The organism is Lacimicrobium alkaliphilum, from assembly GCF_001466725.1.
Classification (GTDB): domain Bacteria; phylum Pseudomonadota; class Gammaproteobacteria; order Enterobacterales; family Alteromonadaceae; genus Lacimicrobium; species Lacimicrobium alkaliphilum_B.
In genome coordinates this window covers 711408-729655 of the sequence record NZ_CP013650.1, presented here as the reverse complement: position 1 = coordinate 729655, position 18248 = coordinate 711408, and the positions used below count along the sequence as shown (strand labels likewise).

The 18248-nt window shown below is 47.9% G+C and carries 16 protein-coding genes; 6 read left to right on the top strand and 10 right to left on the bottom strand.

Annotation, left to right across the window (positions count from 1 at the left end; translation table 11 throughout):
- Nucleotides 1-150: 150 nt before the first annotated feature.
- Nucleotides 151-1086 (bottom strand): homocysteine S-methyltransferase family protein, encoded by a 936-nt coding sequence (locus AT746_RS03455; RefSeq protein ID WP_062476479.1) that lies wholly within the window; start codon nt 1084-1086, stop codon nt 151-153.
- Between the two features lie 479 nt (nt 1087-1565).
- Here AT746_RS03455 and AT746_RS03450 point away from each other — a divergent pair, with 479 nt between their 5' ends.
- From AT746_RS03450 to AT746_RS03430, 5 genes are all read left to right on the top strand, one after another.
- Entirely contained in the window at nt 1566-3146 is a 1581-nt protein-coding gene (locus tag AT746_RS03450; protein WP_062476475.1) for a hypothetical protein, read from the top strand.
- Nucleotides 3147-3259: 113 nt separating this feature from the next.
- A complete protein-coding gene (locus AT746_RS03445; RefSeq protein WP_062476472.1) occupies nt 3260-4054 on the top strand; it encodes a DUF5694 domain-containing protein in 795 nt (264 codons plus the stop codon).
- 114 nt (nt 4055-4168) lie between these two features.
- Nucleotides 4169-4528: a nuclear transport factor 2 family protein gene (locus AT746_RS03440; protein WP_062476470.1), complete on the top strand. Its 360-nt coding sequence runs from the start codon at nt 4169-4171 to the stop codon at nt 4526-4528.
- Nucleotides 4529-4883: 355 nt separating this feature from the next.
- Nucleotides 4884-5732, top strand: a complete 849-nt coding sequence (locus tag AT746_RS03435) for a hypothetical protein (protein ID WP_062476468.1) — start codon at nt 4884-4886, stop codon at nt 5730-5732.
- A gap of 89 nt (nt 5733-5821) precedes the next feature.
- The gene (locus AT746_RS03430; protein WP_062476465.1) at nt 5822-6760 is read left to right on the top strand and encodes a M14 family metallopeptidase; all 939 of its coding nucleotides are present in this window, start codon (nt 5822-5824) and stop codon (nt 6758-6760) included.
- A gap of 136 nt (nt 6761-6896) precedes the next feature.
- Here the strand turns inward: AT746_RS03430 and AT746_RS03425 are convergent, their stop codons facing one another.
- Nucleotides 6897-7433 (bottom strand): MerR family transcriptional regulator, encoded by a 537-nt coding sequence (locus AT746_RS03425; protein ID WP_062476462.1) that lies wholly within the window; start codon nt 7431-7433, stop codon nt 6897-6899.
- A gap of 219 nt (nt 7434-7652) precedes the next feature.
- Nucleotides 7653-8834 (bottom strand): DUF1624 domain-containing protein, encoded by a 1182-nt coding sequence (locus AT746_RS03420; protein WP_062476459.1) that lies wholly within the window; start codon nt 8832-8834, stop codon nt 7653-7655.
- Nucleotides 8835-9232: 398 nt separating this feature from the next.
- Here AT746_RS03420 and AT746_RS20260 point away from each other — a divergent pair, with 398 nt between their 5' ends.
- Complete coding sequence (locus tag AT746_RS20260; RefSeq protein ID WP_156413612.1) at nt 9233-9385, top strand: transposase; 153 nt, start codon at nt 9233-9235, stop codon at nt 9383-9385.
- A 251-nt stretch (nt 9386-9636) separates the two neighbouring features.
- Here AT746_RS20260 and AT746_RS03415 read toward each other — a convergent pair whose 3' ends face one another.
- The 7 genes from AT746_RS03415 to AT746_RS03385 all read right to left on the bottom strand — a co-directional run bounded on the left by AT746_RS03415 (nt 9637) and on the right by AT746_RS03385 (nt 18248).
- On the bottom strand, nt 9637-10029 hold the full coding sequence (locus AT746_RS03415) for a hypothetical protein (RefSeq protein WP_062476456.1): 393 nt from the start codon (nt 10027-10029) through the stop codon (nt 9637-9639).
- A gap of 305 nt (nt 10030-10334) precedes the next feature.
- The gene (locus tag AT746_RS03410) at nt 10335-12833 is read right to left on the bottom strand and encodes a fibronectin type III domain-containing protein (protein WP_156413611.1); all 2499 of its coding nucleotides are present in this window, start codon (nt 12831-12833) and stop codon (nt 10335-10337) included.
- A gap of 167 nt (nt 12834-13000) precedes the next feature.
- Complete coding sequence (locus AT746_RS03405; RefSeq protein WP_062476450.1) at nt 13001-13486, bottom strand: ASCH domain-containing protein; 486 nt, start codon at nt 13484-13486, stop codon at nt 13001-13003.
- A 210-nt stretch (nt 13487-13696) separates the two neighbouring features.
- The gene (locus AT746_RS03400; RefSeq protein WP_062476439.1) at nt 13697-14107 is read right to left on the bottom strand and encodes a hypothetical protein; all 411 of its coding nucleotides are present in this window, start codon (nt 14105-14107) and stop codon (nt 13697-13699) included.
- Nucleotides 14108-14156: 49 nt separating this feature from the next.
- Nucleotides 14157-14726, bottom strand: coding sequence for a GNAT family N-acetyltransferase (locus AT746_RS03395; protein WP_082633137.1), 570 nt, complete (start codon nt 14724-14726; stop codon nt 14157-14159).
- Between the two features lie 151 nt (nt 14727-14877).
- Nucleotides 14878-17790 (bottom strand): heparinase II/III family protein, encoded by a 2913-nt coding sequence (locus AT746_RS03390; RefSeq protein WP_062476436.1) that lies wholly within the window; start codon nt 17788-17790, stop codon nt 14878-14880.
- 104 nt (nt 17791-17894) lie between these two features.
- Nucleotides 17895-18248 (bottom strand): tRNA-binding protein, encoded by a 354-nt coding sequence (locus AT746_RS03385; RefSeq protein ID WP_062476433.1) that lies wholly within the window; start codon nt 18246-18248, stop codon nt 17895-17897.

The following is an 18248-nucleotide window of genomic DNA, read 5'->3' as shown; positions in this document are numbered from 1 at the left end:
CAGCAACAACCGTAAACCCGTCTTGCATCGTCAATACTTCCCGCTGCCTGTCAACCTCAGATCCTGGCTTGAACAGATTTGATCAACGTACTTACAGGACACGATATTCTTTAAAACATCAAACTCAAGCCGTCATCTTGCCGGATTTCGCTAATCCACAAAGGTTTCCGCTAATGCCTGAACATGTCTACAGTCTGTACCACAACAGCCACCAAACACCCGAAGATTAGGCAGACGGTCAATAAACACCTTGTGTAGATGAGCAAACTCCTGTGGGTTACCTTCATCCAGCGACTCAGCTTCATCCAGTTCGGCATGGCTTAGTACAGAAGCATTAGATCGTACTCCGCCGATACGCTCCAACCATTTTCCACCGCGAATGACGGGTTGCAAATAGTGACTTGGGTGGGCGCAATTGACCATATAGTGCAGACAGGCACCCTTGGTCATTTTGTCAGTTTCTTCGATTGCTTCTTGCAGGGACAAACCACAAGGTAACCTCCCGTCCGTTTCTACAGTGAATGCGATTACAACGGGAATGTTTTGTTTGGCTGCAGCATTTATTATCCCTATAGCCTCCTGAGGATAATTAATAGTCACTGCGGTGACTAGGTCAGCATTAGCGGAACTGAACGCAGCGATTTGGGCCGCATGATAATCTTCCGACTCTTGCGCAGACATAATTTGCCCGGGTATATAACCATCCCCTCTTGGACCGATGTTGCCACTGATCAGAATTGGAAACCCTGGTTTTTCATATTCCCGTGCCAGCTCACGAAAAACACTTATTGCATCGACATTAAACTTACGGGTTTGCGCGTCATTATAACCCAGCTTTTCGGCCCAATCCCTGTTTGCACGCCATGTAGGCGTTTCCAGAACGAAACCACAAGCTCTGGTACGGTAGAGCTCCAGGTATTCACGATAATAATCACAGAGTTGCACTAATCCCTTGTCACTTTCCATCAAAGTAAAAGATGCAAAACAGGGCAGTTCCCACTGTTGATGAAAAATCAATGTGGTCTCGAGCCCACCGTCTGTCAGGTACATCAGGTTAGGATCAAAGACTAAATCATTCGTTGGCATTTTATATTCCTTATCTTATTGGTTCAGGACGGCAAAACATTTTCACCTCCGAGTCGCTCTTATAAACGCAATCAACACTGTTGTTGTGCCAACTTTTTACAGGCTTAAAGTGCCCTAGTGAAAACATCTATTGATTAGACAAAGAAAGGCCATTTTAATAGATCAGCAATAAGGTAAAGGCAGGCTCGCCCGAGAAATGATTACCCGGTATTTCCCTGACGTTGGTGTGTGACAATGCTGGTTCGCTAATTAACAATAAGCCAGGGGTATTCCTATCTCACAAATATGATTATTTACCCATTGTATTGATGCGCAAGTGAGCCTCATCGCAAATACTTAAACATAAAAAACCGCCACAGTTTTTTTTCACAGGCATCAAAGGTGATAAGTCATACAGTCACATATTTTGGTGTTAATCCGTTTAACTAGAAGATGCGGACGAATCACGTCTGGTAGTCTATTAATGGAGCGGTAACACGATGAAAAAACTTACTTACGGCCTCTTTCTGGCTGGCCTGTCACTGTTCACTCAAGCGAGTGTGGATTCTGATTTTAAACCCGATGCGATGCAGCGCTTCACGCTGTATACCGGCGACGGCAATTACAAACAGGCCTACAGATGGGTATTTAACCCGCAAGGAAGTGGCCCGCCTGTTACGGTATTTATTAATCATGGTTCCGGTGGTGAATGGTACGATGAAATAGACCGGGAGTTCGGCCCCTGTGGCCCGGATCATGTCAGTGATAATGGCGACTTCAGCGGTACTCCCTATCAGGGGTTATGTGAAGTTGACAGCAATGGCGAGCGGCTCTATCTGGCTGATTTTAATGATCACCATGTTCCGGTGGGCAGTAAACTGGAACACTTTATGCTGAAGAAAATTGTTGGCAGCAGTAAGTTTGCGGCCTGGTACTGGCAGGACGCATTCCGCCAGTTCGACTCGCCGGTAAACGTCTTTATGGTGGGCCGTTATAATATTTCCACCGAGCCACAGCACTTTGATAATGTGCTGTACTGGCTGAATCTCACCGACGAAGACAGCGTCAGCCGCGACACTCTGCCACCCTATAACTTCGACGGCTACGGGCTGTCTGATATTGACGGCGACAATCGGCCCTTACATGCCGCTCCGGATATCAGTGGCTTTGACAATATGTTTTTGTACAAAGCAGTCCGGCAACAGTTTCCGGATGTGACATTAGATAACCTGGTGATCGAAGGTCGCTCCAACGGCGGTTCGGCAATGATTGCACTGGCTGCTGACCATCATATCTGGCCACAACATATCCGAGACTTCTGGGCCAGAAACCTTGACCCTGTGATAGTCGAGCCTGAACCACAGCCGGAACCTGAACCCAATCTGACGCTGGCTGCTGTCGCCGCAGATCCGCAACTGGCCGAAGCGTTTGAGCAGATGTTGGCCCAGTTAACGGCCTCTGATGTACGTGCAAAGCTGGATATGGGTCTGGAGCTTGAACTCTTTGCCGCCGGTGAGCAAATTCTGCCTGGTGCATCCCAATCGCCAGACGAGCACCCCCTGCCTAACGATAGCGGCACCTTCGAGCCCTCGCTGTTTCGCAACCAGTTAACCAGCCTGCTAGGTGGAAATTTCTATCAGGATACCAAGCTGGTACATGTTCTGTATCCGGGCTGCCGCCTGGATGGCTATATGGAGCAGGACAGCAACCTGGCTCCCGGGGTGGTAGACGCCGATGGTCGCAATGCAATTGGTTATCAGGTCGTGCTACCTAGCCTGTTCAGTTTCGCCGATGAGGACAAGCTGTATACCAGTAAATGTGATGATCGTATCGCTCAGGCCAGTCAGGTCAGCACAGATACGCCGCTGGTGGGAAAAAGCCGTCTTATCGACGGCCAGGTATTTTCACCCGCCAAACATGGCTTCGACTATAAAGCGGTGTACAAAAACCTGGATTCCTTTTCTTCATCAGAACAGGCGCAGGCAGCCCAGGCGAGAAGTGCCATCGAAAGAGCCGTAAATCAGCTATACCTTGAAATGGGTCTGAGCGGGCACTACCAGTTGCCGGCGGATCTTGATTAAGTCATTACAGCAACCCTCTGCAGAGGGTTTACTGCCCGCGCCTTTGGCGCGGGCCGCTGTTTCAAAACTCTGCATTGGGAACAAAACCTATTCATCCTGAACAAGGAATCCACATGAAACACATCATTCTCCTCTTAAGCTCCCTGTTTTGGCTGGGGGCTGCATCAGCAACCGAATCGCCCAATGCACAAGTACTGTTGATGGGCTCCTTCCATTTCGCTAATCCCGGGCTGGATGCCGTCAAAACAGAAACAGTGGATGTCATGACTCCGGCTCACCAGGAATATCTTGTTGCTTTGGCAGAGCGTATCGCCGCCACAAAGCCAACAAAGGTATTGCTGGAATACAACCGCGATGACGAAGACAAAATAAACCGGCAATATCAGGAGTATAGGGCTGGCAGCTTTGAGTTGCCCGTCAATGAGATTTACCAGATTGGATTCCGGGTTGCCAGACTGGCCGGGCTGAGTCGTGTGTACAGTTTCGATGAACGCACAGTAAACTGGCGGGCTGAAGACCTTTTTAACTATATGGGAGAGCATGCCCCGCAAGAAAAACAAAAATTCGAAGCACGGATTGCTGAAATCACTGAGAAACTTAATCATGTCCATGCAACCCTGTCGTTGCAACAGCAGTTAAGGTATTTCAATGGACCGGAGTTAGACAGGGCCAATATGGCAATGTATCTGGCCACCAATCATCTGGGCGCAGGAAAGAGTTTTGTCGGCGCCGATGCCAGTGCAAGCTGGTGGCATAGGAACTTTCGTATGTATGCCATGATTCAGCACCATGCAGCACCGGGAGAGAGAGTCTTCGTGCTCGGTGGCCAGGGCCATACCGCCATACTCAGGCAGCTATTAGCGTTGGATCCGAGCAGAGACAGCCTGGATATCAACACGCTATTATGACAATAAAAATCAACATTCAGCTTCGAACAGAGCAATGGCGTAGAGGGTATTGTCATACCCTGAGCTTATTTCTCCTGCTCTTATCTATCCACTAACCTGGAGTGAATACCAGTTATGACACCAAAAACACTTGTCCGCAAATGGGTCGACGCGTTTAATAAAGGCAATGCAGAAGCCCTGGCAGAGATGTATGCCGAGAATGCTGTCAATCATCAGATAACTCAGGAGCCAGTAACGGGTAAAGATGCGATCTGCAGGATGTTTAAAGCTGAATTCGCGCAGGCAGAGATGACCTGCATTATTGAAAACCTGTTTGAAGATGGTGAATGGGCCATTCTTGAGTGGAGAGACCCCTTAGGTCTGCGCGGCTGTGGCTTTTTCCATATCCAGGATAACAAAATCGTATTTCAGCGCGGATACTGGGACAAATTGTCTTTTCTGCGTATGCATAAGCTGCCTGTCCCCTCAGAATAGTTTTGAATCGCCAATCTCATTTAATGCAAAAAAAGGCCGTGCACCAGGGCACGGCCAAAACATCACACAGGAACCAAAAGTTGTTGATACACAACACGAGAAAAGCATCAACTCACTTCGGCTTGCATTGAGTAATACGGGTTTTCCAAGCCGGAATGTGACAATCCGGGAAATTTTTTTGGATTCTCTGGTCGTGACACCGGTCAGGATTAAAAATTCAGACCATTTTCAGAATAAACCCCAGCTTCTCATTAAAAATAAAAATCATTAATTCCAATAAGTTGACTGGCACAATTCGCCTTGTTCCAGCGTATTCCTATAGGGAAACAATAATGCCGGTTATCCGGGGATATATATGGATCTTATAAAAACAAAAAAAACGGCTGATCAACGATACAGTGAACAGCTCGAGGCGAATGCGCTGGCTTCACTTCATCAGGCTGCCTCTGCCGAAATCATAAATCACTTAGGCCTGGAACTGATCGAATATTGCGGCACAATGATATCAATTGCCAGCAAGCTACCCGATGCAAAAGCCCTGAACTGCTGTCTGACGGCGCATCATGTCGATACGCATCTGTCTTTTCAGGAAGTACGCTTGCTCTATCAGTCCCGGGGCGTCAGACGTTATCAGCTGCATCAGAATATGTTTACTGAACCACCGTCCGAACAAGAACTGCGCATGCATAAACTGGTTGCCAGAGGCGCCTCTCAGATGCTTGAGCTAATTATTTCGGACGCAGAGATCAGTGCTCAAAAGATTGTGATCGTAAAGATCAGCCACAATCAGGCCTGGGACTTCGGAGTGATGGCCTCATATTGCCTGGGGCTGGATGCGCAGGCAGTAAGTTTATTCAGCCAATTGCCAATTCATCCGGACTGGCACGTATTTATGAGCTATGAAAACTATTTACCTTGCGGTGTAGCCGCACTGTTTATTCAGGGAACGAACGCCTGGCTGGATCTTGTAGCCATCCCTGAGCAGAAAGAAAGACAGCAAACCGCGCTGATATCACGCTGTGTGCAATATGCCGCAGAGGTTGGCTGCACTAAGGTTTATACAAAATGCTGTTTACAGAGCGCTTTACCACAAAACAGCGTAAGTTCAGGAGTCTTGCTCAATCTGGGATTCCGGAAAACCTATATTCGTCAGACATATACTAATGACTCGTCACACACCGTACCGCATCTATGCCCCTCTTAGGCGCTGATGGAAGCAAAAAGACAGGCTGTAAATACAGCAAGCCTCTGTGAATCAATACCCTATAACTCAAAACGAAAATCAGGAGCAACATGAACAATAATTATCATATCGGCACTGTGGGCCAGCCATGGACCACAGCAGAAAAAGCCCAATGGCTGAGTGAACAGAAGATAAAACGCAGTTTCTTTAACGACGTACTGCCCATTATAGAAGGGTTAGACGCTTATTTTGATATAGAGCAGTATGGCGAGCTCAACTATGACCCGATCTGCGGCAAGGTCTATCCGCTTTATGCGGTAAAAAGCCGTAACTGGCAGTATGATAAACCTACCGTTCTGATTACCGGTGGGGTGCATGGGTATGAAACCAGCGGTGTACATGGGGCGCTTCGTTTTCTGCAGACCAGCGCCGTAGCATACAGCAGCCAACTGAATATTCTGGTGCTGCCCTGTATCTCCCCCTGGGGTTATGAAACCATAAACCGCTGGACCCCGGCCGCCGTGGATCCGAACCGCAGCTTCGGTTCTGATGGCAAAGCCCTGGAGGCGCAACAGGTACGCCAATACCTTACCAGCCTTAAACAACGCTTTGCCCTGCATATAGACCTGCATGAAACCACCGACTCAGACAATAGCGAGTTTGGCCCGGCCACCGCTGCGCGGGATGGCAAGGAAAATGAAAACTGGAGTATTCCCGATGGTTTTTATCTGGCTGCTGATACTGAGCGCCCAAGCCCGGCATTTCACAAAGCCATTATCGACAGTGTTGCCAGAGTAACCCATATCGCTGAGGCGGACGAAAATGGTGAACTGATTGATGAAAAGATTCAGCAGTTTGGTGTAGTCAGCTGTCCCAATGCGTCCATGGGGCTCTGTGCCAGTGTCTCGGATGCGCCTTTGGTCAGCACCACAGAAGTGTATCCGGACAGCCCGCGCACCACACCGGAGCAATGCATTCAGGCACAACTGGCCGCCATAGAGGGCGCTCTGAATTATTTGCTACAACAGAGTTCAGCTGATATCAGCTGAGCATGCTGGCGTTACCGGAAGTAAGCTTGAAGTATCGCCTGAAAGCGCGACGGCTTGTCTGCAGGTTTGCAATAAATGCCGGGCCTGCTAAGACCCGCTGCATTAAGCCAATGTGCGGCATTCCTGCCGCGCATACCTACACCTGACATCGGCTGCGGATATCAGCGATTTCCGTCGGCGGGATATTCAGCGATTCCAGAAACTCCCGATGGGCTCCTGGTTCCATCTGCTCAAACTGACGATGCCAGTTCCACATGGCCTCATCGTCCATCCCTGATGCCCGCATAATCTCGCTCCAGCGTTGTTTTGTCATCATATTGTCCTCACTTGTTCCGGAGAATTGCAAAAAGCGGATGATGGCAAGCTGCTGCTGCCGCAACCGTTCAATCTGCTGATCCAACAACGATAACTGCTGCAGCAGCAACTGCTCTGAACGACTTTCATCCCTTTTGTGAAGAATCAACCGTATATCCCGGGTAGACAAACCAAAACCACGAAACTGCGGGATACGTTGCAGGCGCTGCTGCTGGTCCTGGCCATAATAGCGATAACCCTTGTCTGATCGCATGGCCGGTTGCAGCAGACCCTCCTTCTCGTAATACAACAAGGTGGCACGGGATACCCGGCACTGGTGATCGTCAACATGGGCTTCTCCGGTTGCTCCGGAGTCCATCTTCAACCCGTATCCGGTAGACGGGTCAAGGGACTTCTGCTGTTTCTTTATGGAAAAATAATAGCAGTATCCCGTCTCCCCTGACGACAGTGGCACAGTTAGTTTGGCAGCTGATAAGGGCGCCTCTGCAGCCATAGCAAAACCAGATAACAAAATGGCAAAGAAAAGCGGCCCCAATTTCAGCCCCGTCAATGTTGGTCGCGTTGTCTGGTAGTTTGCTCAGAACCATTTGGTCCAGACAACTCTTGCCGCCCGCTTTCGCTCAAACCAGCGACAGGCGGGCCACATCAATAGAATAAGCATCAACGTACAGAAATATACAAGCGCCAGACCAATCCCCAATCCATCCGGGAAGAAGTCAGGGTAAGTCATACTCGGCGCAACGTCGCCCAGTTGGAACCATGCCAACAAGGTAACACTAAGACGCAATATCACCCAATGACAAAGATAAAAGAATAGCGACGCCCGCCCGAAGGTCACCAAAAGATTCTTGAATAATCCATTATTGTGGCTCATCAGGGCTAACAATATAAAACCAATTGATAGTGTCAGTAACAGATAGTGTAATGAGGGAGGATACTTTTCAATAGTCAGCATATGCATGACCCAATCGGGAGTGTTCACGCTCAGAGGCCTGCTATGAGGGTCGCCATACAAACCAAACCAGCGCAACAAAACAAATAACCCCAACCCCAATGAACCTGCCACCAAAAGTTTTGTGTTACGGTTATTGTCACCTCGACTGTAAAGCGGTGATAACAAGTATCCAAGCAACATTACTCCTATCCACGGGAGTACAGGGTAGTAGAATACAATGCTGAAAGCTCCAGCCTGAACAGATGCATAGCCATGTAGACCATACCACAGAGGGTCCGCGTCGCCACTGCTGACCGGCCAGATTGGATCGAGTAGGTTATGCAAGCAGAGAATTCCCACGGCAAGCGCCCACAGCGCAGGTCTTGGTACTATCAGTAGTATTCCGAGTGCCATCATAGACACTCCTATTGCTCCAAGAACCTGAAAATAAAGGGGAATACCCTGACCGAAAACTGGCAAAGAGGTGGCGCTGCCATTCCAAAGTGTTGAAATGAACACGAAGTCCAACAATATGAGCCAGGCTCCGCGCTGCAACAGATACACTCTTACCTGTCCGGGTGTACGACGCGTTAGCATCAAACCAGCGCTCATTCCGGCAAGTAAAATAAAAAGGGGGGCACACAGGTGCGTTATTAAGCGGCTAAAAAACAGCCACCCATTGGTCTGCTCTATATCCATCGGGTCGAAGCGCAGATCGGTGAGGAAAAAGCGCACATGATCCAGCGCCATCAGTAAGATGGCAATGCCCCTGACCTGGTCAATAGCATGGATACGATAGTCGATATTAAGTTTGTTCTTAGACATACATGGCCCCACAAATAGCTAGTTTCAGATATCGCGAAAGCATGTGAATTCGCGTACAAACCAGATAACGCAATGGATGTATGAATTGTGACGCAAGCGTAAAAATAGAATCGCCAGGGTTGTTAAAGTTAGAGAAAATAAAAGCTTACAACGCGAATATCTGGCCCTTAAACAATCTATTTGGTTACGCTATCCTGTGAAAGTCATGTGCGGGAGCCTTAACATCGAGCGCAGTGGTTTCTATGCGTGGCTAAAGTAACCATTAAGCACACGTGCAAAAGAAGACCAGCGATTGTGTTAGGAAAAATTAAGCAGTTTTGGCTAGAAAGCGGTTGTTGGTGCGCCCCCGATCCCAGGACACTTTATAGCTTTATAATTGCATAAATTATTAGGTGTACATGAGCGGAATACGCTACCCAGAAGATTTTAAAATCCAGGCTGTTGAGCAAGTCACTAGACAAAGCCATTCACTCTCCTCCGTCGCAGGACGATTGCGTGTCAGTTATAAATCACTGTCCGATTGGGTTAAACAATGGCAGCAAACACCTTAAACAGAGCGTTTAGTGTCGAGAACCCTGATAATGAGTGGATGAACGACTTCACTGACATCGGGACTTAAGAGGGCTGGTCGTATCTCATGGTTGGTATCGATCTGTTCTCGCGCATGATCGTGTGCTGGACCATAAGAAAAACAGGACCAAAGTTGACCTGGTCATCAATGCTCTACTGATGGCTGTCTGGCGCAGGCGTCCAAAAGAAAAGTTGTCAGACCAGGGACTTCAGTATACCTCGTCAGGAAATACTAACCAGCTTGCTTATGACGTTTTGCTCCCCACAGGCAGATCAACAGAATTGACACATTACCAAAGAAGTCGAGCAGCATTAAGCTTGAGAACAATGGGTTTACGAAAACAAAATAATAATTAAAAACAAAGAATGGGACCGAGCCAACTACTCCGAATACGATGTAGGTTTTGGTTTTAAACTCAGACCAGAAAATTAAAATAGATACCAATACCGCCTGAGCTCCAAAGCACCCTATAAGCAATGCTGACACTTCATTTAACATATGATATTCAGGGTTAAGCGACAGGTATTCAACATTGTGTGGCGCTACCAAACACCAGGCGCCCAGAAACAGAAAAACCAGTCCCAGTAAAAACTGGGGTAATTCAGGTGTAGGGCGGAGATTCATAAATGTAAGTCCTCGTTATACTATTAATTGCCATAGCTCAGACCTGATCTGACAGTTACCCGATTTTTCGGTGCCAGCGTCAGATTAGATTTGAGCTAAATTCTTTTCCGCCCAAATTCGTTTCCATCAGTCAAAGTGTCCATTGGTGTTTTGCCACACCAACCCTGACGGATAACTGCAGGCAGCAAAGCTGAGCATAACGGCTACTGTAAACAATGCTCTGGCAAAGCCCTTGGTAAAGGTCAAGGCCTGGATTCTTGAACCAGGCCTTCTCACATAAGGCATAAGCCGACTTATTAGCTAGCTTAGTAAAGACTCAATCTTATATCATTGATTAATAAAGGATATAAGTCACTAGAATTTCGGATCACTACATCGTAAATACCTCCGGTGAAGGGTAGACCCTGTAAGGAGTAGAATGATCCATGGGCTGCGCCGAAAGGAAGCAGTGGTTCTTCTTCAAACGGTTCGTCATCTATGGGTTGATCCCCACCTTCACCAGGGGCCATGGTAGCCTTGAGGACAATCTCCTCGCCAGTCTCATTATTGACGAGCTTAATTAAAGGAGCGTGTGCGTCTTGCCCTTCGCCGGATATGTAGAAAGACCCTGTGTTCAGGCTATTCCAGCCTCCGTCAATATTAAAATTCATATTAACAGGAACCACGATTTGTTCCCCAGGCTGTAAGAATATGTCTTGTGAAACAGACTGGGTATACACTCTTTCGGGACGTTGTTCCAGAATGACGTCTTCTGGGGAGGAATGCACTACCCCTAATGGTGAATAACAGTTATATGACTGTGGGGTGGCTGATGACTGCCTCAATTGCCAAAACTGTTGCAAGCATTGCCCCACGGCCTTTTGCCCGTAAAAGTTAGGATGCATTGATTCCTGGATACGACCTTGATGGCCCATAAAGTCAGGGGAGTTCCATTCTCCATTAGTAAGACTACCCAAGGCATCATAGGCCAAGCGCAACAATACCAAGGCTGTGGAGACCTCGAAAGCACTGGCCACACTGGTATCAAGAAATCTAACCCACTCCGTATTACTAGCGGTGAGTTGATAAACTTCCCCTGCCCGATAGGCAGAGCCGTTACATAGCTTATGCCCCTCAAAGACATTTTTGATATTGATAAAGTTAACATCCTCTTCAACGGCAGCCGAAGCATAAAGTCCATTTAGGGCTGGCATCAGGCGGCTTTCAATTTTTACTACATCTTCAGCCCGGAACGGACAGCGCATCTCAAGGCGATCGGCCAGACCGGGGCCAGGATCATCTTCCACTATGCTGGGATAACCCATCAATACAATTTCGTAGTCCACATTGTTAACCTTCCCGTGCCGCTCCATCATATTTTTGATATGGCTTACGGTTAACTTAACTTTAGCTCTCACCTGGTTTAAGCCTTTAATCTTGCCTGTTACGCTATGGCCACAACCTTCGGAGAGTCGGGTGGTGAGATCCTCAATCAACTCCTGGGCACAATCTTGAATCAAACTGATGAAGCCCATATCGCTTCCCCCAACGCCCACCACAACAAGTTTAACGTCATGGGTTTCAAGCAAATCTTCCAGCTTGTCTATCTGAGGTGACTCTCCCCTATAACGCAACCCACCTTCACTTTCTGGCCACACCGCATTGTTTTTAGCACCAGAACAGGCCAAGTTTTTTGTGAACTCAAATTCGTCAGCTAAGGAATGGATAGGGGCCCCCAACGCTCTATGGCATGCATTTGTATCGTAGCTTTCTGACTCGTAAGCCACGCCATCAAACGAAATGTTTGTCCCACCGTAGTCCCCTGACCCAGTATCAGAGTTTCCTTTCCAGCGACCCGCCTCACCCGATGAGAAACTATCACCCAATACTACTGCAGTAGTAGGCTTATTTAGCTCATAGGCTTTCCAGCCATCTGGATCGAATTCACTGCATTGCTTATTACAAGCTTGCACTCTGAAGAAATGCAGACCACCTCCCAGCCCTGATACTGTATAAGTAAGTTTGTCAGAGGACACACTATCAAAAACGGTATAAGCAGATTCACCAGGCTTTTTTACCCGAATACGGTACGTGTCGATGCGCTCCTTTCCTTGTGGTTTTGTCCAGCTTAGCAAAACTTCACGATCGTTCCCCCCCGTCAATACCGCATTAAAGTCGTTAACATGCTGCGGACGTAGCATCACTGAGACGCTGCGGTCAGTACCTGCTCTACAGTCAAAATCGTTACATGCTTCAAGGTCAAATCGATAACGCCCTGTATCAAAGGGGCCTACCCTATAAGAAAGTGCTGACCCACTAATGGTGTAGGTTTGCTCTTCGCTAAGTCCTTTCCCAATTTGTTTTCTCTTCTTCAGCTTATATCGCTTTACCGTGCCAGTAGGTCTGTTCCATTTGACCTCAATATTTCCCGTGAGATTTTCACCTTCAAAAGGAATGAGTTGGGCTGTTCCCACAGGTTCTTGGACATCTACCGTTTTAGTATTAGATAATCCAGAACAGGTCTCAGAATAACCGTCAGGCTGTAAGCACCATTCAACTTTATATCTCCAGGAGCCTTCGCTGGTTTTTTTAAAGAGCTTTGAAGTGGAAGTATGTTTCTTCCTTGTAAAGGCGCCAGTCTGGTCGTTGATTTCGGTGATGTAGTAATATGCGCCCGGCCCTCCAGAACTCCAGTACACTGTGTAATTACTTTCAGCTAATACTTTTGAAGGTGCCTGTACGGTTACAGGGCTTAATGCGGCAAGAGCCGATAGTGGTGATAGAGCTGTTATGCCTGCGCCTAACAGAAGACATTTTCTGAACATTTGGGGTCTCCAATGAGTTGTCGTGATGCTTGCCCATCTAGTAACGCCAAATTTCGTGAAAATGTGCCAACTTGTATGTCCTGTTTTTAAGGTGGCTTGCCATCGAGGACTAAGCCCGCTGCGTCATATTTAAACTTTTCGCGGGTCACAAGAGCGGGGGTAGATCATCATTTATTAACATGAAACTTATGTACCAATCTAAATGTCTCGCAAACCAGTGGCATATCAGGATCTGGTTTCTTCCCTAGGTTTCTGCACTCACTGGAATAGAAAAGCCAGGCTTTTTTTCTCCAGTCTGATAGCGAGGGGCCCCACTCACCATAGCCACTGACAAAAAGTTGGTTAACTTCTGAAATCGATTGCACCTTGACTTCCAGCGTTTCAATTATCCCAACGGCTTGTCCAAAACCATTTTCAAGAATGCTTAATGCTCCAATGAAAGGTAAACCTTTTTCATTGAAGTAGTCATCCCATAGAAGAGCGCTGGTAGTCGTTTTTTCTCCTGTTAGGATAAGTTTCGCCCCTTCATTTTTACTTTCATCAGTATGACCAATAGTGATGACATCGTAGAGGTTCTGTTTTAAATGCTTTTTGTCTTCATGTATTGAGAGATACTCTCGCCAGGCTTTAGTGGTAGTAGATGACATTCCCATCAAGCGAACTCCTTATAATTTAATCCAGTTCCTCGGGTAGCTCAGTGATTTTTTAGCCTAATCCTGTGATTGTCTCTTGAAACCTTGAAACAAGCACTATCGTAACGATAAACAGTTAATCCGCCCATGTACGAAATCTTTTTAAATATCCCATTAATAAACTTGAGATGGCTCTGGCAGAAAGTAAAACCAGTATAAGAAATGAGCTTATTATGCAAACTCTCTATTCTGCTGTACCAACCAGACAGTTGCGGAATACAGCGCAAATTCAATTAATCCTCCAATAAACCATAATCCCGCAAGTACCCCAGGGATCGGATACATCAAATACTGATTAGCGTTTACTAGAACACCCGCCAGTATCGCAAAAAATAATCCATGGACAAGACTTTCAAATAAAGTTCCATTCTTGCGCCACTTGCTATAACTAACAACGAAAAGAGTTACAATTAACAGAGTGATAAGTAGAGATAAAAAAATATTTTCGGAAAGGTCTGGACGCAGAAGGAAAGTAATCATTTTATTCTGTTCCACAATAATAACCATATGGAATAGGCCATTCCATATTAACGCCACAAAAAAAAGTAACACTACTGAAATAATGTATTTTCTGCTGATCATTATGCTCTCACTCTGAAATAGTTACGATGGATTCCTGTATCTTTATCTTCTAAGTTGGATGTCGCCAAATTTCGACGACATTACCTCTTAGCTCCCAATTTCTTTCATATTTAGCCCCCAACTTCTTTGCCACAGCAATAGAAGAATAATTTGTTGGGGCTATCACACTAATCGGCTGTGAGATACCCATTTTTTGTTTTGCATAGTTTCGAGCCGCCAAAGCGGCTTCAGTAGCAAGTCCTTTTCCCCAGAATGCCTTATTGATTGACCAAATTAGTTCTTTCTCAGGCCAACCTTCGGGATTCCAGATCCCGGTCCATCCTATCGTTTTTTTTGAATTTTTATCAATGATCCCCCATAGGCCATATCCTCTCCAAAGCCAATGTCCAGTCAGCCCCGCTAACAACTGCCAAGCGGAAGCCCGAGTTTGAATACCTCCGATGAAACGTGTGGTTTCTTCATCTCCCCATAGATCCATCAAAGCGTTTAAATCCTCCTCTTTTAGGGCTCTTAGTATTAACCTGTAAGACTCTACTGTTGGGACTTCGAAAGAAATATGCACCTGTAAATTCCTAAATTTAAAACGTGTTCTAAAATCTATCAATAATTCTCGTAGCATCGAGCATGCGGACAAAAGTATTTAATTTTTGTCCTTAATACAAGTGACCGGTTCTCACTATTAGTGTCACTTGCTCTAATCAAGAGATGTCCAGAAAATCAGTGGCGATTCAGATAAGGAATGCGATGCAACCCTTAAACTAATATTCAACTCAATACTGGTAACTATTGCTCCAGTTGAGGCCGTCGTCGCTGATATCCAGCCGTTCGATACCCTGATGGATCAGCAACTGACGTGTATCGCCCTCACCATCATCAACCCTGATTTGGCTGAAGCGACCTTCGCTGTCCAGTTGCACTGTCCAGATCTGACCGTTACTGCGCATCTCAATCTGCCCGTCAACCATGCTGGCCTGCAGTTCAGAATCCTGAGCGGTATCCGCCCGTAGCAGGTGCAGCATACTGTCGGTTTGCCCCTCGATCATCAGGCGCCGGGCATTATCCAGATGGCTGCGCTGTTCATCCACCACTCGACTACCGAACTGACCTGGTAAGAGCGTATGCAACTGGATATGTACATGGCGGTTAGTGCTGCTGTGTACATTGCCCTGCTGACTGACGTCCTGCTGGAAGTGGGCAATAAAAGATAACTGTACATCCTCATTTTGCCTGGCTACCTGATCGGAAATCAGCAGCACCTGTGGTTCACGGATAAACAGGAAGTGACGTTTGACACTGCTGACGTGATTTTCATCATAGGCCTGGCTCAGATCTGTGGTGGCGAAGAAGTATTCAGGCTCACTGGTCACATCAGTAACCTGGCCACCACCGGCGAATGCAGGCCCTTTGCCATTTACCAGCAGCGTGTTATGGGCCAGCGGATGGTTAACATCCACAGTTCCCTGCCCGGCGAAACCGGGGATCTGACCATTGTTGGAGCCATACCCCCGTGCCGGCGATTCTCGGCTGGCCCAGACGCCGTCTTTCCACAGTTGCCAGTTGCCTGAATCCTGATGCTCATGGCCCACCATAGGCGGTGATAACAGTTGCAGGTTGAGTACCGTAGCATCTTCATCCCAGCCGCTGCGCACATAGGCATAGGCCAGTTCACCGTCGATAAAATAATCCAGCGGTAAATCATCCGGGCTCTGTGCCTCACCACCGTCATCCAGCGCCCTGAGCACCACTGGTGCCATTCCGTCCAGCCCTGTACGCGTCAGCAGGTCGCGGCTGTAACCCTCCAGATTAGTGTCATTCCAGCGACTGAGCACATAGGTCAGAAACCGGCTGACACCGCCATTGAGAAAGTTGTTACCGTTCCAAAATCCACCGGCATCACCATAGGGGAACCAGCTCCAGCCCGGTTCATCGGCATTGGGATTATCCCAGGTCTGTTTGGGCAGTGAGGCATACTGCAACCACCAGGCGGCGTTGCGATACCAGTTGGTTTCCTGATTCAGATCGCGGCCCAGATTCTTCAGGCTCTCCTGCAGGGATATGTTGTAATACAGCATAGTCGGACCGTAATTGACGCCCTCGGCGGCAATCCCGGATGGCGATTTCTGGTTAAAATGGGGCAACCCGATTTCATCCCAGCGCTCGCCCAGTGAGCGGCGCAGAAACATCTCCGATTGCTCATCTTCATGGAAATTGGCTATGCCCCACATGGCCGCATTACGAAAATAACCCCAGAAATAGTTGTTCTCTGCAAAGCGTGGCTCAGCGGCTCCCCAGAAGAAGTCCAGATAATAGGCAAAGGCCTCATCTAACTGCGTTTTGATCTGATTGCGCTGCGATTCAGTCATCACATTGTACAGCCAGTCATACACCAGTATCACGCTGTCGCCGTGCCAGCGGCATTCATCGCAGTGCCCACCAATCTGATCGTAGATACTTTGCGAAGCATTCAGGGCACCCTGGATTGCAATCTGTGCATATTGCTCATCACCGGTTAACAGATATTTGAAGGCATTTCCCACCGGGTCGAACGAACTGTAGACAGGATTAGTGGTATCCCGTGGTTCAAAATCATTACTGGCATACCAGCTCTGGGCCTGCTGCAGACTCTGCTGATCAAACAGCAAACGGGGCCGCGCTTGCGGGATATTGGTTGTCCAGGTCAGGTCGGTGTCGATATCACGCCAGTCCCGGTCACCGTTGCCACCGCCACTATCGCCGTCATCGCCACCATCATCAGGGGGCGTTTGCGGTTCGTCATCACCAGGCAGGGTTGGATTGTCACTGAACGAATCCGCCGTGGTAAAACGCCAGTAACCAGTGGGAATCTCCGCTACGTTCCATGGCTCAGCATTAACCCTGGCAAACAGGTGATCAGCCTGAATTTCATAGTCACTGTCCGGTTCAAGTTCAAACTGGATGACATATTGAGTGGCGCCTTCCTGACCATCGCCGGGCTCTGGGTTAAAGCTGGCCACCAGTTCGCCTGTACTGAGGTTAATGACCCGGATTTCCCGATCATCGGTGTAACCAAAGTTACTGTTACCCGACAGTTCGATCAGCGGTAACACCCCGGTACTGACCGACGTCGTGCCGGGAGCGGGCATTAAAGACACAATACCATCAATATCCACGGGAGCCCCCGGGGTCTGTGTTGGCGGCTCCTCAGGCTCTGGCGGCTGAGGCTCTTCTGGTTCAGAACTCGCCCCATCGGCAATACTGAACTGCCAGCTACCGGCCTGAATACTGGTTATATTCCAGGGGGCGTCATTGATACGGGTAAACAGGTGACCGGCACGTATCTCATAATTATGGCCAGGCTGTAAAATGCCTTCGGGGAGTTGGATTTTGAAAGAGTTCAGTCCTTCCTGGGCATCCCCGGGCTCGGGATCCAATCTGAACACCGGCTGATCCAGGGTCAGATCCCAGATTTCAATCACCCCGCCGGTGTAGCCAAAATAGGTAGCGGCCGCGAAAGAAATCTCAGGCTCGATATCAGTGCCCTCAAACTCGCTGAAAGGCGCCGGATAAACACTGGTGATCCCCTCGATTTGCGGTTCCAGCTGGCCACTTTCCTGGGCCAGTATCTGGCCGGATAACGCACCGCCAATAAGAAAGACAAGCAGAGATCCGCCCGAGACTAGTTTTTTGTATCGTTGAATGATCATCTTTACTCCTTATGGTGTTTACAACAAGAGACCATAAGTAAGTAAACGTGATTTTTAACAACACTGTGCCAGGCAACTGCCCGGCACAAAGAGTAGGACAATAACTACGCCAGGCGGGCACCGTTTTGCAGGTTAATGTCAGGGGTGGCCAGCACCACTGCACCATCATCCCGGTGGAACCCGGTAACCAGGCACTCAGACATAAAAGGCCCGATTTGCTTTACCGGGAAATTCACCACGGCAACCACCTGTTTTCCCAGCAAATCCTTTTTTGAATACAAGTCTGTTATCTGGGCACTGGATTTCTTCACACCGATCCCCTTACCAAAATCCACCCGCAGTTTATATGCCGGCTTTCTGGCTTCGGGAAAATCCTGCACATCAATAATGGTCCCAACCCGCAGCTCAACCTTTTCAAAGTCCTGCCAGTCAATTGTGTTCTTACTGTTCTGTTTCAC

Excerpts from the sequence above, each read along its gene's own strand:
- AT746_RS03455 (WP_062476479.1), bottom strand. The coding sequence starts at position 1,086 with ATGCCAACGAATGATTTAGTCTTTGATCCTAACCTGATGTACCTGACA.
- AT746_RS03450 (WP_062476475.1), top strand. The coding sequence starts at position 1,566 with ATGAAAAAACTTACTTACGGCCTCTTTCTGGCTGGCCTGTCACTGTTC.
- AT746_RS03445 (WP_062476472.1), top strand. The coding sequence starts at position 3,260 with ATGAAACACATCATTCTCCTCTTAAGCTCCCTGTTTTGGCTGGGGGCT.
- AT746_RS03440 (WP_062476470.1), top strand. The coding sequence starts at position 4,169 with ATGACACCAAAAACACTTGTCCGCAAATGGGTCGACGCGTTTAATAAA.
- AT746_RS03435 (WP_062476468.1), top strand. The coding sequence starts at position 4,884 with ATGGATCTTATAAAAACAAAAAAAACGGCTGATCAACGATACAGTGAA.
- AT746_RS03430 (WP_062476465.1), top strand. The coding sequence starts at position 5,822 with ATGAACAATAATTATCATATCGGCACTGTGGGCCAGCCATGGACCACA.
- AT746_RS03425 (WP_062476462.1), bottom strand. The coding sequence starts at position 7,433 with ATGGACTCCGGAGCAACCGGAGAAGCCCATGTTGACGATCACCAGTGC.
- AT746_RS03420 (WP_062476459.1), bottom strand. The coding sequence starts at position 8,834 with ATGTCTAAGAACAAACTTAATATCGACTATCGTATCCATGCTATTGAC.
- AT746_RS20260 (WP_156413612.1), top strand. The coding sequence starts at position 9,233 with ATGAGCGGAATACGCTACCCAGAAGATTTTAAAATCCAGGCTGTTGAG.
- AT746_RS03415 (WP_062476456.1), bottom strand. The coding sequence starts at position 10,029 with ATGAATCTCCGCCCTACACCTGAATTACCCCAGTTTTTACTGGGACTG.
- AT746_RS03410 (WP_156413611.1), bottom strand. The coding sequence starts at position 12,833 with ATGTTCAGAAAATGTCTTCTGTTAGGCGCAGGCATAACAGCTCTATCA.
- AT746_RS03405 (WP_062476450.1), bottom strand. The coding sequence starts at position 13,486 with ATGGGAATGTCATCTACTACCACTAAAGCCTGGCGAGAGTATCTCTCA.
- AT746_RS03400 (WP_062476439.1), bottom strand. The coding sequence starts at position 14,107 with ATGATCAGCAGAAAATACATTATTTCAGTAGTGTTACTTTTTTTTGTG.
- AT746_RS03395 (WP_082633137.1), bottom strand. The coding sequence starts at position 14,726 with ATGCTACGAGAATTATTGATAGATTTTAGAACACGTTTTAAATTTAGG.
- AT746_RS03390 (WP_062476436.1), bottom strand. The coding sequence starts at position 17,790 with ATGATCATTCAACGATACAAAAAACTAGTCTCGGGCGGATCTCTGCTT.